This window comes from Rhizobium sp. NRK18, assembly GCF_024385575.1.
In the GTDB taxonomy this organism is placed as follows: domain Bacteria; phylum Pseudomonadota; class Alphaproteobacteria; order Rhizobiales; family Rhizobiaceae; genus JANFMV01.
This window is the reverse complement of sequence record NZ_JANFMV010000001.1, coordinates 1360336-1378392: the sequence shown is the minus strand read 5'-3', so window position 1 is coordinate 1378392 and position 18057 is coordinate 1360336. Positions and strand designations below refer to the sequence as shown.

Genomic DNA, 18057 nt, shown 5'->3' with positions numbered 1-18057 from the left:
GACATGAACGAGAACACAAGCCATTCTCAAAACGGTGCCGTTCCGCTGGTCGAAATGCGCAACATCTCGATCGCATTCGGCGGCATCCACGCCGTGGAGAACGCATCGGTCGACCTCTTCCCCGGCGAAGTGGTTGCCCTGCTCGGCCACAACGGCGCCGGCAAATCGACGCTGATCAAGATCCTCTCGGGCGCCTACAAGCGCGACGCCGGCGATATCCTGATCAACGGCGAACAGGTCGAAATCCGCAATCCGCGTGACGCCAAGGCCTACGGCATCGAGACGATCTACCAGACGCTCGCCGTCGCCGACAATGTCGACGCCGCCGCCAACCTGTTCCTCGGCCGCGAGATCCTGACGAAGTGGGGCACGCTCGACGATGCCGCCATGGAGGCGGAAGCGCGCGAGGTGATGGGACGCCTGAACCCCAACTTCAAGCGTTTCAAGGAGCCGGTGAAGGCACTGTCTGGCGGCCAGCGCCAGTCGGTGGCGATCGCCCGCGCCATCCTCTTCAACGCCCGCATCCTGATCATGGACGAGCCGACCGCAGCCCTCGGGCCGCAGGAAACCGCGCAGGTCGGCGAACTCATCAAGCAGTTGAAGAAGGAAGGCATCGGCATCTTCCTGATCAGCCACGACATCCACGACGTCTTCGACCTCGCGGACCGCGTGACGGTGATGAAGAACGGCCAGGTCGTCGGCCATGCCCGCACCGAAGACGTGACCAAGGACGAAGTCCTCGGCATGATCATCCTCGGCAAATGCCCGCCCAAGGCCATCCCCGGCCCCGGCGCCATGGCCGAAGCCGGCTGACGGCAACAGACCATGAGAACAGTGAAAAGGCCCGGTTCGACCGGGCCTTTTCCTTATCCGCATCACCACCCCGAACAAATTCCCCACCCTTCCCTTTTTGGCCATTGAAGCAGGCCGAAAGGTAGGGTAATACCCGAAGCGCTGACACCCGATTCAAGTCGGGCCCTTACGGCAAGCACCCGTAGCTCAGCTGGATAGAGTGTTGGATTCCGATTCCAAAGGTCACAGGTTCGAATCCTGTCGGGTGCGCCATTTTAATCGCAATTGTCATTCCGGCTGAGCCTAAGCTGCCGAAAGTCGCGGATTTCCCGAGTATCCCGGCCTAGACGGCAGCTTGGAGAATCGTGCGTACGTCGGTCTTTGGTGGCGCCCCAAAGAGTCTTCGGTACTCGCGATTGAACTGCGTGACGCTTTCATAACCGACACGAAGGGCTGCGCTGCCCGCGTCGACACGATCAGCAATCATGATCCTGCGCGCTTCATGAAGGCGCAGATGCTTCTGGTATTGCAGCGGGCTCATGGCCGTCAGAGCGCGGAAATGATGATGCAGAGTGGATTCGCCCATGCCCGCAATATCCGCCAGGGTCTCGATGCGGATGGGCTGGTCGTAGTGCTCCTGCAGCCAACGGATCGCAGTCGAAACCCGATTCGTTTGCGAACCGACCTGAACCGAATGGCGCAACCGGCTGCCGACCGGCCCGGTCATGACCCGGTAGAGAATTTCTCTCTGAATGGACCTCGCCATTATGGGAATCTCAGCGGGGCGATCCAGAAGCTCGAGCAGGCGCAAGGCGGCTCCCGCCAATTGCGGCGTCACAGGCCCGATGGCGATTCCCGATCCCCGCCCTTCTGTGACCCCTCCGAGCTGATCGACCTCGGCAATCAGCTCGCGCGCGAGGTCGAGGTCAATGTCCAGTTTGAACGACACATAAGGAGCCGTAAGGCTTGCCTCGAGCACCTGAACAATGGTCGGCAGGCCAACTGCTGTCAGCAGAAAATGGTCCTGATCGTAGAGATAGGTCTCATCGCCCAGAATCACGCGCTTTGCACCGGTGACGATGAACGCGAAGGACGGCTCATAGAGCGAGGAGACGGGCGACATCGGGCATGCGCGCCGATGCAAAGAGAGGCCGGGAATGGCAGTATCGAGGGACCCTTCGTGCGGAAGGCGCTTTTCGACGCATTCGCGCATCCGACCACGCGCGAATTTCATCTCGTCTATTGCCATGACCGCCTTCATTTCCATAAACGACCCGCTTCAGTGCCTAGCCACCCTGGCCTCTCAGATCACTGCCTAAAAGTCCGTTGACAACACCAGATCCTTCCAGTGTTCGAGACTTTCGGCAAGCGCTGCGGATTTATTGTCGAAAACCGCGTAGGCATCCGAGCCTGTCGGAAGCCACACGGGGGGATTATCCGCATTGGCCAGCGCCAACATGGCTGCGGCGAATTTTCGAGGGTCGCCGATCTGTTGGTGGTTGTCAGCATCAAGCGCCTGCCGATGTCGGGCGGAGGCCGCTGCATAGTCATCGATCGCAAAATCGCCGTAGCGCACCGAACTGCTGTCGAGAAAGTCAGTGCGGAAGCGGCCGGGATAGACGCAGGTCACCTTGATGCCGAAAGGCGCCACTTCGCGGGCGAGCCCTTCCGACCAGCCGGATACGGCATGTTTGGTGGCGCAATAGATTGAAGAGCCTTCAAAGCCCTGCATGCCCGCAATGGACGATATCGAGATGACGTGGCCGGAGCGCTGAGCCCGCATGACCGGAAGAACGGCGCGCGTGACATCAAACACGCCGAAGACGTTAGTGGCGAACTGCCGCGACACGGTTTCCGAGGAGATCTCTTCGAAGGCACCAAGTTGGCCATAGCCCGCATTGTTGACGAGAACGTCGATCCGTCCGAACCGCTCCTTCGCCGCATTGACGGCTTCATCGACCGCCGCCCGATCGGTAACATCGAGAGGAAGCGTATGGAGCCTGCCAGCAAAGCCTTCCAAGAGCTTATCGATCTGTTTTGGGTCGCGCGCCGTGGCAGTGACAGAGTCGCCTGCCTCAAGTGCTACGCGTGCGATTTCCAGGCCGAGACCACGATTGGCCCCGGTAATGAACCAGGTTTTCATAGAGCAATTCCATTTCTAATCGGATACAGGTGCGTCACCCGCCAATGCCCCGGAATGTATGGCTTAGTGCCTGCAACGGCTAGAAACAGTCCTGTCTATTTCTTGCCTGATCCTGTCTGTCTGCGGGGTGGAAACCATGCCTGTCGTCATGAAATCCACGAAGACCTGAACGACACGCCGCAAATGGATATCTGTTCGAACAGCACCTCAATCTGGGCATCAATGACACGCCGATGTTCACTCTGCGTCCAGTATGGAAGGGCACCCGCGCACTTCATGCTAATGGTCATTGATGTCGCTGGATCGGCTCCGTCGGATCGGATCCAGCGACATCCGCCTGCCACTCTCCGTCGCGATTGGCGCGCCGCATCAACTCGGCTTAAAGGAGGGCTACAGCGTAGATACAGTTCTCGTCTTCACCCGGCGCGGCGCTCCAATTCTCTCAGAGCAAAACCGTTTGCGAGCAGATTGCCGGCATGCCACTGCGATTGCTGCCTTGTGACACCATGAGCGACAATGTCATGAAATCCGTCCACGCTCGGCCAGAAAGTCGAGCAGAGCGCGCACCCGGGACGGCAGAGGTCCTCCCTGGCCGATGTGGATGGCATGGAAGGCCTCGCGATCACCGGGGTTCAGGTGTTCGAGAACCGGCACAAGACGACCGGCGGCGATATCCTCACGGACGGTGAACGCGGCGAGGCGCCCCAGGCCGACGCCGTTCAGTGCCAGCCGGCGCAATCCCTCCCCGTCGCTCGCCTGAACGCGCCCGACGGCGGGCACGATCGCCGTCCCCTCTTCCGTCTTCATCGGCCAGCCGTCGACGGCGCGGGCATAGCCGAAGCCGAGACGGTTGTGCTGCTCGAGATCTTCCAGCGTCACCGGCTCGCCGAACCGGGCGAGATAGGATGGCGCGGCAACCACGCTCATCGCCGTGTCGCCGAGCTTGCGGGCAACAAGGCTGGAACTCTTGAGAGGACCGGCACGCACCGCCACATCGGTCCGCTCGGCCAATAGATCGATCACCATATCGGTTTCGACGAGATCGACCGTGACTCCCGGATAGCGGTCCAGAAATTCCGGCAGGATCGGCGCGAGGATGTGGGCGGCATATGACTTGCTGGTATTGAGCCGGATGCGTCCCACCGGCTGCTCGCCGGCTCCAGCGTTGCGTTCAGCATCCATGATATCCGCCAGAATGCGGGTGACGCGTTCATAAAACGTGCAACCCTCCGGCGTCAGTTGGAAGGCCCGTGTGGAGCGGTTGACCAGGCGCGCGCCGAGCCGCGCCTCGAGCCGGCTGATCAGCTTGCTGACGGCGGAAGGCGTCATGCGGCAAGCGCGCGCGGCAGCCGAAAAGCCTCCGTGTTCCACGACGCAGACGAAGACTTCCATCTCACTGGTCCGGTTGATCTCGGAGCGAGCCATTGGTCCTTCAATTCACAAATGATGTTCCTTTCGGCATACTATATCACCTTAAGATACGGGTCTATGTCTTGTCTCGAACTTGAAAATTGCGAGACAGATCATGCCTTTATTTCCCCATGCGCGTGACAGCCGAGGCGCTGCCGCCGTCGTCCGCAAGGCAGACGCAGGACCAAAACCCTGCGCCGACTGACATTGCCCTCGCCGGCACGCACCGAATTCACGCCGCTCACTCTTCTTCCTCTGACATGACAAAGGATCAGATCATGGACTATCGCTTTCTCGGCCGTTCGGGCCTCAAGGTTCCCGTTTTGAGTTTGGGTGCCGGCACCTTCGGCGGAACGGGCCCTCTGTTCGGCGCCTGGGGGACCACGGATGTCGAGGAGGCGCGTCGTTTGATCGATATCTGCCTGGAAGCCGGCGTCACATTGTTCGACACCGCCGATGTCTATTCAAACGGCGCATCGGAAGACGTGCTCGGCGCAGCACTGAAAGGAAGGCGGGACAGCGTGCTGATCTCGACCAAGGCCAGCCTGCCGATGGGCGACGGGCCGAATGATGCAGGCTCGTCGCGTTTCCGCCTGATCCGCGCCGTCGAAGATGCGCTGAAACGTCTGGACACCGACTATATAGACCTTCTTCAACTGCACGCCTTCGACGCCCACACACCGGTCGAGGAGGTTCTCTCCACCCTCGATACGCTCGTGCGGGCCGGCAAGATCCGCTATGTCGGCGTGTCGAACTTCTCCGGTTGGCAAATCATGAAGGCCTTGGCGGTCGCCGATCGCTACGGCTGGCCGCGCTATGTCGCCAACCAGGTCTATTACTCGCTGATCGGCCGCGACTATGAATGGGACCTGATGCCTTTGGGGGCCGATCAGGGACTGGGTGCGCTGGTCTGGTCGCCGCTCGGCTGGGGCCGGCTCACCGGCAAGATCCGGCGCGGTACGCCGGTGCCCGATGGCAGCCGCCTGCACGAGACGGCAAGCTTCGGCCCTCCCGTCGAAGACGAGCGTCTGTACCGCGTCGTTGACGCCCTTGACGAGGTGGCCGAGGAAACAGGCAAGACCGTGCCGCAGGTCGCGCTCAACTGGCTCACCACCCGACCCACCGTTTCCTCCGTCATCATCGGCGCGCGCAATGAAGAGCAGCTTGGCCAGAACCTCGGCGCTGTCGGCTGGGCATTGTCACCCGAGCAGATCGCGAAGCTCGATGAAGCAAGTGCGGTCACCGCGCCCTACCCGCATTTTCCCTATCGTCGTCAGGAGGGCTTCGCGCGTCTCAATCCGCCGATTGTCGATTAGAAATCGGCAAGTCCCGACGCGCCGCCCAGACCCGACCTGAGGATGGAAACGACGGACGGCAGGAGACGATATCTACGCACACAGCGTCGGATCGACGGCTGTCAGCCGCCGATCATAAGCTTGACCACTTCCGAGTGATCCGTCTCCGAAATCGCCCTTTCGCCGGCCACCACGCCGCGGCGCAGGACGACAATGCGGTCGGACACGGCGAAGATGTCCTGGAGATTGTGCGAGATGAAGATCACGCCCCTGCCCTGTGCCTTCAGGGCCTTGATGAGGGAGATCACCTTGCGCTGCTCAGGCACGCCGAGGGCGGCCGTCGGCTCGTCCATGATCAGGATCTTGGCGTTCCAGTAGACCGCACGGCCGATCGCCACCGCCTGACGCTGGCCGCCGGAGAAGTTCGACACCGGCGCATCCAGGCGCTTCACATGGAAATCGAGCTTCGCCATCGTCTCGCGCGCCGCATCCGCCATCGCCTTGCGGTCAAGCACCGGCAGAAAGCCGAAGCGTTTGGTCATCGGCTCGCGCCCTAGGAAGATGTTGGCGCCGATCGACAGGTTATCTGCGAGCGCCAGATCCTGGTAGATCGTCTCGATCCCCTTCATGCGCGCTTCCTGCGGAGAAGAGAATTCGACCGGCTTGCCCTCGATGAAGATCTCGCCGGAGGTTGGCGGATAGACGCCGGACAGTGCCTTGATCATGGTCGTCTTGCCCGCACCGTTGTCGCCGGCCAGCGCCACGACCTCCCCGGCCCGGACCATCATCGAGCATTCCTGCAGGGCCTTCACCGCGCCGAAATGGCGCGAAAGATTGCGGACTTCCAGAAGCGGAGCCTGACTATTCATCCTGTTTACCTCCGCTGAAGCGGCGCTGAGCCTGATCGATCAGGACTGAAATGATGATGACCGTGCCGACGGCGATGAACTGCCAGAAGGGCTCCACGTTGACGAAGACCAGTCCGTACTGGATGACCGCGATGACAAGCGCGCCGGCGATCGTGCCGATAACGGAGCCGGAGCCGCCGAAGAGCGAGGCTCCGCCAATGACGACGGCAGCGACCGAATCGAGCAGCAGCGGTTCGCCGGCCTGCGCGGCACCGGCCGTGAAGCGCGCCGCATAGAGCGCCCCGCCGAGGCCGGCACACATGGCCGAGAGAATGTAGAGCTTCAGGATATGCGCCTTGATGTCGATGCCGGAGCGTCTGGCGGCCTGCGCATTCGCGCCGATCGCATAATTGTGCTGGCCGAAACGGGTCTGGCTCAGGATGTAGTGCATGATCAGCAGGAATGCCGCTGTGACGATCACCAGATAAGGAACGCCGAAGAAGCGTCCGTTGCCGAGCTGCGCAAACGCCGCATTCGCCACGGGGACCGTGGTGCCACCGGCCAGAAGGAATGCCGTGCCGCGCGCAACGCCGAACATGCCCAGCGTACCGATGAAGGGCGGGACCTTGAGCCGTGAAATGAGGAGCCCGTTGATCATGCCCGGAACGCCGGCAATAACGATTGCCGCGACGATGCCGCAAAGCATGGCCGGCACGGGTGGCATGAAGCCGCCGGCAAGGTTCGTCACATGCGCGGCAACGACGGCCGCAAGGCCCATGATGAAGCCGGCCGAAAGATCGATGCCGCCAGAAATGATGACAAAGGTCTGACCAACGGCGATCAGCAACGGCGCCACGGCGAAGACCGCAATGGATTGCCAGTTGAACTGCGATCCGACGAACGTTCCGCCGAAGGAAACCCGCGACCAGATTTCGAAGGTCAAGATGAGAAAGGCCAGGAAAAGCCAGGCCCTGAGCTGGGCGATCCGCTGCACGATGGTCTTGGCCATCTCGTCGTGATCGGCCTGCGGCGCCACGTGATGCTCTGGTTCGCCGGAGAGAGTCTTTTGATCGGTCATGCGTGATCCCGGACTGTCGTCAGATGGAGGGAAGCACTCGGTCGCTTCCGAGAGAACGGCACCCGCAACGGGTGCGGGTGCCGCCTTGCGCTCGGGAGGAGCGGTCTCAATCCGAATAGATGAACTTCGCTACGTTCGGATCGTCGACATTCGCTTTGTCGATGACGGTGAAGCCGGTGCCGATTGCGGTCGGAACCGAGTTGCCCGTCAGATGGGCATAGGCCGTGACGACGCCGTAATAGCCGATTTCCGCAGGATGCTGCGCAATCGCCAGGTCGACGAGGCCGGACTTGATGTTGTCGACAATGCTGGTCGGCGCATCAAAGGCGACGACCTTGATGTTGCCGGTCTGGCCGGCCTGCTGAACGCCGTTGGCAGCACCGAGTGCCGAAAACAGGTTGGCGCCGAAAACGCCGACCAGATCCGAGTTGCGGGCATAGACGGCCTGCAGCTGGGACGCAGCCTTGTTGGCATCATTGTCGTTGAACTGGGTGTCGAGAACGGTAATACCCGGGAATTCCTTCATTGCCGACTTGAAGCCTTCTTCGCGCTGGTCGGTCGTCGAAATGCCCGGCTTGACGTTGGAAACGTAAACCTTGCCCTTTTCGCCGACGGCCTTGGCAAGCGCACGGGCTGCCATGGCACCGCCGAGCACGTTGTCGGAGGCGACGTAGGAAATCGGGAAATCGGCATCGCCCGAGCCAGTCTGGTACTTGCCGGTGCCAATGAAGGTATCAACGGTCACGACCGGGATGCCGGCATCGTTTGCCTTCTTCAGCGGCTGAACCAGCTGTGCCTTGTCGGTCGGCGCGATCAGGATTGCATCCGGCTTCTTGGCGATTACGGCATCGAGAACCGGAACCTGCGTTACCGGGTTGAAGTCGGGCGCGCCCTGGAAATCCAGCTCGACACCAAGCGCGTCCGCAGCAGCCTGCGCGCCCTTGCGCATCGTGATGTAGAAGGCATCGGTAGTCAGGCCGGGAATGAGGGTGATCTTGAATTTCTTGTCCTGGGCGCCTGCGTTGTCGGCAGTCATTACGGCGGCGCCTACCAGGGCGACAGCGGCCGTGGCCTTAAAGAATGAACGACGTTCCATAGTCTCCTCCTTTGGAACACTTATTGGTTGCTGAACGCTATCTCCCAAAGCGTCATGCCGGCGCATACTCGACGCAAAACTTTACTCACGTCAAGCGCAATTTCTTCCTGAAATGAATTTCTTTGCGTTCCGGCGCTGCGGTTCGCTATCAGCGTCCGCCCGTAAGTGACTGAATGAATATCGTCTAATCGGTGCAAACGGTGGGGCTGACAAATGTTCCGGATTGAGGCAGGCCCTCAGCCCCGCGAGGGCATCAACATCGAGATGATGGCCTGCGCCGTCGCCGTATCCGTCACGATGGCATTGACCATGCCTGATCGCACCGCGCCGATGAGCCCGGCAGCCTTCTCCGGCGATGCCGCCACCGCAATCGACAGCCGGGCGCGCCCCAATTGCTCGCGCGACGCCGCAATCATCCGCTCCTCGCCCTCCCACGACACGGTCTTGCCGTCATGGTCGAAATAGTGACGGATGACGTCGCCAACCGCCTCGGTCAGCGCCTTTTCGCTCGCAGTCGCAGCGCTCGCCTCCGGCGGATTGATAGGATGCGGCAGACCGACACCGACGATCGCGCAGTCCAGCTTATCCCAGAGCGAGACGGTGTCGTTGACCCCCGAATCGGCCAGGAACGCTGCTCGCAGTTCCGGGGACGAAACGTAAGGCGCATGAAGGAAACGCGGCTCGCCGCCCATCTGCTCGGCCGCCTGCCGGACGAATTCGTTGATCTGGAAATGCGCCGCCGATTGCTGCAGGCCACCGTTCAGCGGCACCACCGTAACGCCCCCAAGCCGTGGCAGTCCCGCCGAGATCACCTCGCGGATCGCCCTCCCCCAGCCGATGCCGACAACGGATCCGCTGGCAAAGCCAGCCTCCTTCAGAAGATCGGCAAGCGGCGCGGCCAGGGCGCCGACCATTCCCGGCGACACGGTTTCGGCCACCGCCACACCCTTGAGGCCCAGCAGTTCGGCGAGCTCTTCGGCGACTTCGTTCGGCGCCACAAGGTCCATGACCTCGATCTTCACAATCCCAAGCGAACGCGCCTTCTGCAGCATGCGTGACACCGTTGCAGTGGACAGCTTGAGCCGGCGGGCAATGTCCACCTGTGCCATTTCCTCGACATAGTGAAGCTTCGCGACCATATGCAACATGGCGCGGCTCGCAGGGCCTTCCTGATTGGGCTGAACAGCCAGCTTGCAATTCCTTTCTGAAATGTGTTACACGACACATCGAAAGTTATCGCTTAATTACCGTCGTTTCGCAACGACCGAAATAAGAAACAGGGATGGAAGCATCTCCCGCGGACAGTCGTCCGAGCGGGCGGTCTTCGTGCGGCCGGAAACGGCCTTGCCATACAGAACGTGCAACTGACCGTAGAGACGTCGAAGGAGAATGACAGTGTCCGCAATGACCACAGCCGAACTCAGGGGCTACCAACAGATCTGCGGCGACGAAGGCGCGATGATGGTGATCGCCTGCGACCAGCGCGGCGGCATGCGCCAGGTGCTGGCCGCGACTCCGGAGGAGCAGGCAAAGATCAGCAACGAAACGCTCGGCCTCACCAAGGCAGACATCGCGCGTCATCTCGCGAGCGCAGCTGGCGGCGTGCTGGTGGACCCGATCTGCGCGGTCCCCATGATCGTCGACGAATGGCTTCTGCCGAAGAACACCGGCCTTCTCATCGGGCTCGATGCGTCCGGCTGGGACACATCGCCCGAAGGCTATCGCCTGTCGAAGCTTGTCGAGGGCGTTGATGCCCGGCGCGTGCGCGAACTTGGCGGCACCGGCGGCAAGATCATGATCTATCTGCGGATGGACACCCCCGCCGCGAACACCCAGAACCTGGAGATCCTCAAATCCTGCATCGAGGATTTCGCCCGCGAGGATCTGCTGCTCGTCGTCGAGTTCCTGACCTACCGGCTGGAAGGCGAAAGCAAGGAAGGCTACGAAGCCAGGCTACCATACCTCATCCAGGACGGTTGCCGTGCCTGCCTTGATCTCGGCTCCAAGGTCCTGAAAATCCCCTATCCGGGTTCGCCGGAAGCTTGCGCGGAAGTGACCCGCATCTGCGGTAGCACGCCCTGGGCAGTGCTCTCGGCCGGCGTCGATCACTCCACGTTCCTCGGCCAGGTCGAGGCAGCCATGAGCAACGGCGCGTCGGGCGTGATTGCCGGTCGCTCGCTCTGGAAGGATTGCATCTCTCTCGACCGCGCCGAGACGGAGAAAAAGCTGACGACGATCGCTGTGCCGCGCCTCAAGGAGTTGCAGGCGATCATCCGCAAGTACTACCGTCCGGCTTACCGCAAGGCGGCTTGAGTTCCGGGAGCAGCAGACATGGCGAGAACCTCTGTCGGCCTCGACGTTGGCGGCACGCGCATTCGTGTGGCGCTTGTCGACGAGACGGGAGCGATCCTGCGCAAGAAGATCGTCGACGGAACGCGCGATCCCGAACGGGCCGTTCAGATCTTCATCGAGCTTGTGACGGAGATCGATGACAGCGCGTTCGAAGCGATCGGCGTCGGCATTCCGGGCCGCGTCAACGCCCATACCGGAGAGGTCCTGTCCGGCGGCTTCCTGAACCTTGCGGGCGTCGATGTCGCCGGCATTCTCGGCAAGCGCTTCGCCAGACCCGTGGCGGTCGCCAACGACTGCTCCATGGCACTCGTTGCCGAGGCCCGCGCCGGCGCCGGTCGCGGCCTGTCCAACATCGTCATGCTGACCATCGGCACCGGAATTGGCGGCGCGGCGATGCTCGACGGCAAGATCGTCAGCGGCCGCCGGTCGGCAGGTCAGTTGGGCCACCTGATCGTCAGCGAAGGCGGCGTCCGCTGCGTCTGCGGCCAGTCCGGCTGCGTCGAGATGTATTCCTCGGGCACTTCGTTCCGCCGCCTCGCATCCGAAATTGGATTTCCGACGGGCTACACCTGCGAAGAAGCGCTGTCCGACGCCGATAGAAATGACGACGCACGATCGTTGATCCACAATTGGGCCGGACCGCTCCGCGCCGCGATTTCATCGCTTTCGGCAAGCTTCGACCCTGACATTCTCCTGCTAGGCGGAGGCCTCGGCGAAAGCGCCGTCAAGGCACTGGAGCAACTGCCGGCGGAGACCTCATGGTACGACGTGCCGGTCGCCCCGGCCCTCCTTGGCGACGATGCCGGGGTGATCGGCGCGGCGCTTGCCGGTCTCGATCTCGTGCAGCCTGCACCATCTGCCGGAAAACGGCTGGTCATGGTCAACGGCATTCCGGCCACCGGCAAGAGCCGGGTGTCCGCAGCCCTTTCATCCCGGACCGGCTGGCCGATCCTGGCGCTGGACACGGTCAAGAACCCCTTTCTCGCCGAGATCGAGAATGTCGACCGTCTCTTCAACCGCCGGCTCGGCAAGGCGAGCTACAAGGCGATATGGGACATCATCGCCGCCGCCCCTGCGGGCTCGACCTTCATCGTCGACGCATGGTTCGGCTTCCAGCCGCTCGAGCTGCTGGACGAAGGCATCGCCCACGCCGGCATCACCGCGCTCGCCGAAATCTGGTGCCACGCGCCGGGGGACGTGCTTGCCGAACGCTACCGCGCGCGACTGTCCTCGCGCCTCCCGGGCCATCCCGGAGAAGCCTACATTCCCGAGCTGATCGCCCTTGCCGAACGGGCGACGCCCGCCGGCCGTGGGCCGGTCTTCGATCTGGACACGACGAAAGTGCCGGACGACGACGCCCTTGCCGACTGGGTGACAAACGCATTGAAAGGCCCGCAACAATGAACGGCTTCGAACTGGTCATCTTCGATTGCGACGGCGTGCTGATCGATTCCGAAGCGATCGGCGTCCATATCGAAGCGGACCTGCTGACGGCTTCCGGCTATCCCGTCACGGCGCCGGAAGTCGCGGAACGTTTTTCCGGCCTGCCCTGGGACCAGATTCTCAAGATCGCTGAGCGGGAAAGCGGCCTGGACCTTTCCGGCAAACTTGCGGGCCGGCTGGAGCAACTTCTCGACCAGCGCTTGCCGCTGGAAGTCGAGGCCATCAGCGGCGTTGCAGAAACGCTGGCAACGCTCGGCAGGAAACGCTGCGTCTGCTCCAACACCAAGTTCAGCCGTGTGGACCTGCTCCTTGGCAAGGTCGGCCTGAAAGACTTCTTTGCTCCGAACATCTTCTCGGCAAAGGATCTCGGTCCGGGCCGTTCCAAGCCGAAGCCTGACATCTTTCTGCATGGCGCAGAAAGAATGGCCGTTGCCCCAGCCAGAACCGTGGTGGTCGAAGACAGCGTCCACGGCGTCGAAGCCGGCGTTGCAGCCGGCATGACCGTCATCGGCTTTACCGGCGGCGGGCACAGCTATCCCGGCCACGCCGCGAAGCTAAGATCCGCCGGTGCGAGCGCGACCATCGCCGACATGCGCCTTCTGCCAGACACGTTGCAAAGGCTGGAGCAGGCGATGGCGTGAGATTGCTAGCCTTGAGCAAATTGCGCTTTTTCAGGGTATTGCCGTTGACGCACCGGCGAATTCTGATTTACGCGCGGATGAGGAACTGTCAGCGGATCAAAGGCCTCTGACGACCTCTGGGGGATGACATGGCGAAGAAAACGTACAAGTCGATGGACGATTTTGCCGGCGCCTGCGGCGTGTCGCGTCCGACACTGTCGAAGTATTTCAACGATCCGTCACAGGTCAAGGAGACAACGCGCAAGCGCATCGAGGCCGCGCTGAAGAAGTCGAATTTCGAGCCCAACCTCTTTGCGCGTCACCTGAACCGAAAGCGGACGAAGAACATCGGCATCCTGATACCCAGCATGGCCGATCCCTTCTATGTGCAGGTCGTATCGATGATCGAGCTGGAACTGCGTGACCGGGGTTTCTGGCCGATTCAATTTTCTTCGCATACACGTCCCGATCTCGAGGAAGAAGCCGTGCGCACGCTTCTGTCGCTGAAGGTGGCGGGCGCCATCGTCGCCCCGATGGGCTTCAGTTCGCGACGCGGAGCGCTCGAACGGCTGAAGGACGCCATTCCGGTCGTCTGCTTCGACAGCCCGTCCAGCTTCAATCTGCCCTTCGTCGGCAACGACAATGCCCAGAGCGTGGCCGCGATCGTTCAGTATCTCTGCCGGTCCGGCGAGCCGCCGCTCTTCCTCGACGTACCGCACATGATGGAAAACACCAACGAGCGAACCGAAAGCTATCGCTCGACGATGATCCGTGAAGGCCATGAACCACTTGTCATTCCGTGCGACGCGACGCCCTCATGGGAATTCGAGCGGCTGGGCTACGAGCAGATGAGCCGCATGCTGGAGAAAGGCGCCCTCCCCGGCAAGACGATTCTCTGCGCAAATGACCGTTTTGCCTTTGGCGCCATGGCTGCGGCGTTTGCCTCGGGCCTGAAGATCGGCAGGTCGGAAGGATCGGACATCCGGATCGCCGGCCATGACGACCATCCGCTGAGCCGCTACACCTGCCCGTCGCTGACCACCATGGCGCAGAACGCTCCGGAAATCGCGGCGCGGTCCGTGGAAATGCTGTTGAGCATCATCGACGAGGAGAGCGATGCCAGGAAGGCCGTACCCAGCCGGATTATCCTGGAAGCCACTCTGATGATGCGGGAATCCGCTTGAGAAAGTTACGCGCGATAAAAAATAATATCTCACAGAGAAAACAATAATTTTCTCCTATAATCTTTTTAATTCAATAACTTGACAAAATTCCCGAGCAGAAACTTGCTCCGCCCTGACAAATAGACTCTTGACACCACCCTACACTCGGGTGCCATTGAAGGAGAGGAGGACCGGAGGCATGCCCTGCCGGGACCGCATCCGTGCGACTGGAGGAGTTCAATATGGCGTTTGTCAATAGCAGGCCCTGTTGCGCATCCGAATTGCTGGCGGTGAACGCCTCACGTTCGGCGATCGACAAGTCGAAGCTGCATTTCGTCCATCCCCAGACCCACCTGACGCTCTGAAGGAACCATTGAGGATATCATGCCCGCAAAGCAGGAAAAACGTCTCCGCGTCGGTGTGTTGGGCGCCGGCCAGATCGCCCAGGCCGCCCATTTCGAAAGCTGCACCAAGGCTGCCAATGCCGATCTCTATGCAATCTGCGATGTCGCGGACGACCTGCGCGAGCGCATGGTCGTCGCCCATGGCGCGGAGAAGAGCTACAACGACTACGACATGATGCTGTCCGATCCCGATCTCGACGCGGTGATCATCGCGACCGCGGATGCCTTCCACGTCCCCGCCTCCATCCGGGCGCTCGAAGCCGGCAAGCATGTGCTGTGCGAAAAACCTGTCGGCCTCACCGTCGAGGAATGCCGCGACCTGAAGGCGGCCGTGACCCGTTCGGGCAAGGTCTTCCAGGTCGGCCACATGAAGCGCTTCGATCCGGGTCTGCAGGCCGCCAAATCCTTCATCCGCGACGAGATGGGAGAGCTGGTTGCGCTCAAGGCCTGGTATTGCGACAGCACGCACCGCTATCCGATGACCGATGCGGTCCAGCCGCTGATCGTCACCAGCGCCAACGCGAAAAAGCCGTCGACCAATCCGAAGGCGGACCTGCGCCGCTACTACATGCTCGCCCATGGCTGCCACCTGATCGACACGGCGCGCTATTTCGCCGGAGATATCATTTCGGTGGATGCAAGGCTTTCCGAGCGCGCCGGAATCTGGTGCTGGTTCGTTGACGTGGAATTCGCCTCCGGCACGCTCGGTCATCTCGACCTGACGGTTCAGGTCCGCATGGACTGGCACGAAGGTTTTCAGATCTACGGCCAGAACGGCAGCATTCTCGGCAAGACCTATAACCCCTGGTATTACAAGTCGAGCGAGGTCGACATCTTCCGCGAGGCCGATGGTGCCACCCACCGGGTGCTGGGCGCGGACGGCCATTTCTACCGCCGTCAGCTTGAGGGCTTTGCCCGCACCATTCTCGATGGCGCGGCCATGGAAGGCGCAAACATTGACGACGGCCTCGCCTCGGTCCAGGCGATGGTCGCGATCGCCCGCTCAGTCGAAAGCCGCAAGCCGGTCGCACTTGCCGATGTCTCGGGCGGTGTCTGATGAAGCTCGGGATATTCGCCAAGACCTTCGATGGCAAGGACCCGCTGACGGTCCTTGAAGCGGTTGCCGCGGCCGGTTTCGGCTCGGCCCAGTACAACATGGCCTGCTCCGGCCTTCCCTCCATGCCCGACGTCATCGACGAGGCCGACGCCAAGCGCGTCGCCGGCGCCGCCGCACGCACCGGTGTCGACATCGTTGCCGTGTCCGGCACCTACAACATGATCCATCCCGATCCGGCCGTACGCACCGCCGGACACCGCAGGCTGGAGACGATCGCGGCAAGCTCGGCAGCGATGTCGACCCGGCTCATCACGCTCTGCACCGGCACCCGCGATCCGATCGACCAGTGGAAAGAGCACCCCGACAACAACACGCCGGAGGCCTGGCGCGATCTTGTGGACGCGATGGCCATCGCCGTGGAGATCGCCGATCGCCATGATGTCGATCTCGGCATTGAGCCGGAACTGGCCAATGTCATCAACTCGGCCGAAAAGGCACGCCGGCTGATCGCCGAACTTCAGAGCCCGCGACTGAAGATCGTGCTCGACCCGGCGAACCTGTTCGAGGTGGCGACGCCTGAGGAGCGGAGGCGCACGGTATCCGCCGCCATCGACCTCCTCGCCGACCGCATCGTGATGGCGCATGCCAAGGATCGCTATCCGGACGGCCGTTTTGCAACCGCAGGCAAGGGCGTTCTCGACTACGGCCACTATCTGGGCAAGCTGACGGAGATCGGCTTCTCGGGCAGCCTCGTCACGCACGGCCTTGCCGCCTCCGAGGCCAAGGACGTCGCCATCTTCCTCACCAATCATCTGAAGGCCCTGTCCGCATGACGAGCCTTGGACCGTTTGAAACCGGTGATGGAACGGTCCTCAACGTCGACGGCGACGAGGCGGGTATCCCGGTCGTCTTCCAGCACGGCCTTTGCGGCGACGCGAAGCAGACCGCCGAAGCCTGCCCGCCCCTGCCGGGCTATCGCCGCATCACGATCGAAGCGCGCGGGCACGGCAGCTCCGGGGCCGGAGATCTTTCCCGCTTGTCGATCGCCACTTTCGCCGAAGATGTCGCCGCCTTTATCGAAACGCGGCTGACGGCGCCGGTGGTGGTGGGCGGCATATCGATGGGCGCGGCGATCGCGCTGAGGCTTGCGGTCACGAGACCCGATCTCGTGCGTGCCCTCATCCTCGCGCGGCCCGCCTGGATCGCGGCGGCCGCGCCGCATAACATGCGGCCGAATGCCGAAGTCGGCCATCTGCTGCAAACCCTGCCGCCGGAAGAAGCCAAGGCTGCCTTCCTCGCCAGCGAGACCGGACAACGGCTCGCGAAGGAAGCCCCCGACAATCTCGCCTCGCTCACGGGCTTCTTTTCGAGGGAGCCCATTGCAATGACGGCCGCGCTCCTGACCTCGATCTCGAATGACGGCCCCGGCGTCAGCGAGGCCGATATCGCCGCCATCACCGTGCCGACGCTCGTCATCGGCCACGATCGCGACATCATCCACCCCTTTTCCCACGCCGAAGCTCTCGCCCAGACAATTCCGGGCACACGCCTCGTGAAGATCACGCCCAAGGCGGAAGATCGCGCGCACTATGTCTCGGACTTCCACGGGGCTCTCGGACAATTTCTCAAGGAGATCGAAGACCATGAGTGATCAACACAAGACCTGGATCGCTGACCTGCCGAAGGACCGGTTGATCGCCGAATTTTCCGTCTGGTCAGCCGATCTGATGCGGCTTGCCGACGACCTCGCCCGCGTCGAACACTATGTCGACGTCCTGCATGTCGATGTCGCCGACGGTCACTTTGCCCCGGCCATGCTGTTCTTCCCGGACCTCGTCGCCGGCGTGCGCAAGGCGTCGAAGCGACCGATCCATGTCCATTTCATGGTCGCCGACGATGTCATCCTTCCGCAGATCGAACAGTTTGCCGATGCCGGCGCCGATCTGATCAGCCTGCACGTCGAAAACGAGAGCGTCGCCGAGGCGGCCCTGGAGCTCCTCGACAAGCGCCGGGTCGCGGCCGGCATGGTGTTGCGGGTGGAAACGCCGGTGGAGCGGATCCGCAAATATGCCGCCCATCTCGATTTCATCACCCTGCTCGGCACCGCGATCGGTGTCAAAGGACAAGGTCTCGACGAGAAGGCCGGCGACCGTCTGGCAGAAGCCAGGAAGATCATCACCGATTGCGGCGCCGACCATCGCATCGTGCTCGCCGCCGATGGCGGGATCCGCGAACACACCGTGCCGCTTTTGCGAGAGGCCGGTGCCGAAACGGTCGTCCTCGGTTCACTGGCCTTCAACGCGCCATCGCTCGCCGATCGCATGGCTTGGCTCCGCGCCCTTTGAGAAGGCCTAGT

At 62.0% G+C, this 18057-nt stretch carries 18 protein-coding genes and 1 tRNA gene; 12 read left to right on the top strand and 7 right to left on the bottom strand.

What is annotated here, in order from left to right; translation table 11 throughout:
* The first annotated feature begins 3 nt into the window (after positions 1–3).
* Both NN662_RS06340 and NN662_RS06335 read left to right on the top strand, forming a co-directional pair.
* On the top strand, positions 4–813 hold the full coding sequence (locus NN662_RS06340; RefSeq protein ID WP_261929457.1) for an ATP-binding cassette domain-containing protein: 810 nt from the start codon (positions 4–6) through the stop codon (positions 811–813).
* Positions 814–988: 175 nt separating this feature from the next.
* Positions 989–1065, top strand: a tRNA-Arg gene (locus tag NN662_RS06335).
* A 70-nt stretch (positions 1066–1135) separates the two neighbouring features.
* Here the strand turns inward: NN662_RS06335 and NN662_RS06330 are convergent.
* From NN662_RS06330 to NN662_RS06320, 3 genes are all read right to left on the bottom strand, one after another.
* On the bottom strand, positions 1136–2041 hold the full coding sequence (locus tag NN662_RS06330) for an AraC family transcriptional regulator (RefSeq protein WP_261929456.1): 906 nt from the start codon (positions 2039–2041) through the stop codon (positions 1136–1138).
* 66 nt (positions 2042–2107) lie between these two features.
* On the bottom strand, positions 2108–2935 hold the full coding sequence (locus tag NN662_RS06325) for an oxidoreductase (protein ID WP_261929455.1): 828 nt from the start codon (positions 2933–2935) through the stop codon (positions 2108–2110).
* Between the two features lie 519 nt (positions 2936–3454).
* Positions 3455–4360, bottom strand: coding sequence for a LysR family transcriptional regulator (locus NN662_RS06320; RefSeq protein ID WP_261929454.1), 906 nt, complete (start codon positions 4358–4360; stop codon positions 3455–3457).
* Between the two features lie 263 nt (positions 4361–4623).
* Here NN662_RS06320 and NN662_RS06315 point away from each other — a divergent pair, with 263 nt between their 5' ends.
* Positions 4624–5661 carry an aldo/keto reductase gene (locus NN662_RS06315; RefSeq protein WP_261929453.1) on the top strand — a complete coding sequence of 346 codons (1038 nt, stop codon included), beginning with the start codon at positions 4624–4626 and terminating at the stop codon, positions 5659–5661.
* A 101-nt stretch (positions 5662–5762) separates the two neighbouring features.
* Here NN662_RS06315 and NN662_RS06310 read toward each other — a convergent pair whose 3' ends face one another.
* The 4 genes from NN662_RS06310 to NN662_RS06295 all read right to left on the bottom strand — a co-directional run bounded on the left by NN662_RS06310 (position 5763) and on the right by NN662_RS06295 (position 9810).
* Entirely contained in the window at positions 5763–6509 is a 747-nt protein-coding gene (locus tag NN662_RS06310) for an ATP-binding cassette domain-containing protein (protein WP_261929452.1), read from the bottom strand.
* Positions 6502–7566: an ABC transporter permease subunit gene (locus NN662_RS06305; RefSeq protein WP_261929451.1), complete on the bottom strand. Its 1065-nt coding sequence runs from the start codon at positions 7564–7566 to the stop codon at positions 6502–6504. The genes NN662_RS06310 and NN662_RS06305 overlap by 8 nt, the downstream gene beginning before the upstream one ends.
* Positions 7567–7672: 106 nt before the next feature.
* Positions 7673–8662 (bottom strand): ABC transporter substrate-binding protein, encoded by a 990-nt coding sequence (locus NN662_RS06300; RefSeq protein WP_315972583.1) that lies wholly within the window; start codon positions 8660–8662, stop codon positions 7673–7675.
* Between the two features lie 236 nt (positions 8663–8898).
* Positions 8899–9810, bottom strand: coding sequence for a sugar-binding transcriptional regulator (locus tag NN662_RS06295; protein ID WP_261929449.1), 912 nt, complete (start codon positions 9808–9810; stop codon positions 8899–8901).
* A 247-nt stretch (positions 9811–10057) separates the two neighbouring features.
* Between NN662_RS06295 and NN662_RS06290 the strand changes: the two genes are divergently transcribed.
* From NN662_RS06290 to NN662_RS06250, 9 genes are all read left to right on the top strand, one after another.
* Complete coding sequence (locus NN662_RS06290) at positions 10058–10975, top strand: tagatose-bisphosphate aldolase (protein ID WP_261929448.1); 918 nt, start codon at positions 10058–10060, stop codon at positions 10973–10975.
* Between the two features lie 18 nt (positions 10976–10993).
* Positions 10994–12418 (top strand): ROK family protein, encoded by a 1425-nt coding sequence (locus NN662_RS06285; RefSeq protein WP_261929447.1) that lies wholly within the window; start codon positions 10994–10996, stop codon positions 12416–12418.
* Positions 12415–13098, top strand: coding sequence for an HAD family hydrolase (locus NN662_RS06280; RefSeq protein ID WP_261929446.1), 684 nt, complete (start codon positions 12415–12417; stop codon positions 13096–13098). The genes NN662_RS06285 and NN662_RS06280 overlap by 4 nt, the downstream gene beginning before the upstream one ends.
* A 128-nt stretch (positions 13099–13226) precedes the next feature.
* A complete protein-coding gene (locus tag NN662_RS06275; protein ID WP_261929445.1) occupies positions 13227–14261 on the top strand; it encodes a LacI family DNA-binding transcriptional regulator in 1035 nt (344 codons plus the stop codon).
* Positions 14262–14482: 221 nt separating this feature from the next.
* A complete protein-coding gene (locus tag NN662_RS06270) occupies positions 14483–14605 on the top strand; it encodes a hypothetical protein (protein WP_261929444.1) in 123 nt (40 codons plus the stop codon).
* Positions 14606–14624: 19 nt separating this feature from the next.
* The gene (locus NN662_RS06265) at positions 14625–15701 is read left to right on the top strand and encodes a Gfo/Idh/MocA family protein (RefSeq protein ID WP_261929443.1); all 1077 of its coding nucleotides are present in this window, start codon (positions 14625–14627) and stop codon (positions 15699–15701) included.
* On the top strand, positions 15701–16534 hold the full coding sequence (locus NN662_RS06260; protein ID WP_261929442.1) for a sugar phosphate isomerase/epimerase family protein: 834 nt from the start codon (positions 15701–15703) through the stop codon (positions 16532–16534). The genes NN662_RS06265 and NN662_RS06260 overlap by 1 nt, the downstream gene beginning before the upstream one ends.
* Positions 16531–17352 (top strand): alpha/beta fold hydrolase, encoded by an 822-nt coding sequence (locus NN662_RS06255; RefSeq protein WP_261929441.1) that lies wholly within the window; start codon positions 16531–16533, stop codon positions 17350–17352. Before NN662_RS06260 ends, NN662_RS06255 begins: the two co-directional genes overlap by 4 nt.
* On the top strand, positions 17345–18046 hold the full coding sequence (locus NN662_RS06250; protein ID WP_261929440.1) for a ribulose-phosphate 3-epimerase: 702 nt from the start codon (positions 17345–17347) through the stop codon (positions 18044–18046). Before NN662_RS06255 ends, NN662_RS06250 begins: the two co-directional genes overlap by 8 nt.
* Positions 18047–18057: the final 11 nt, after the last annotated feature.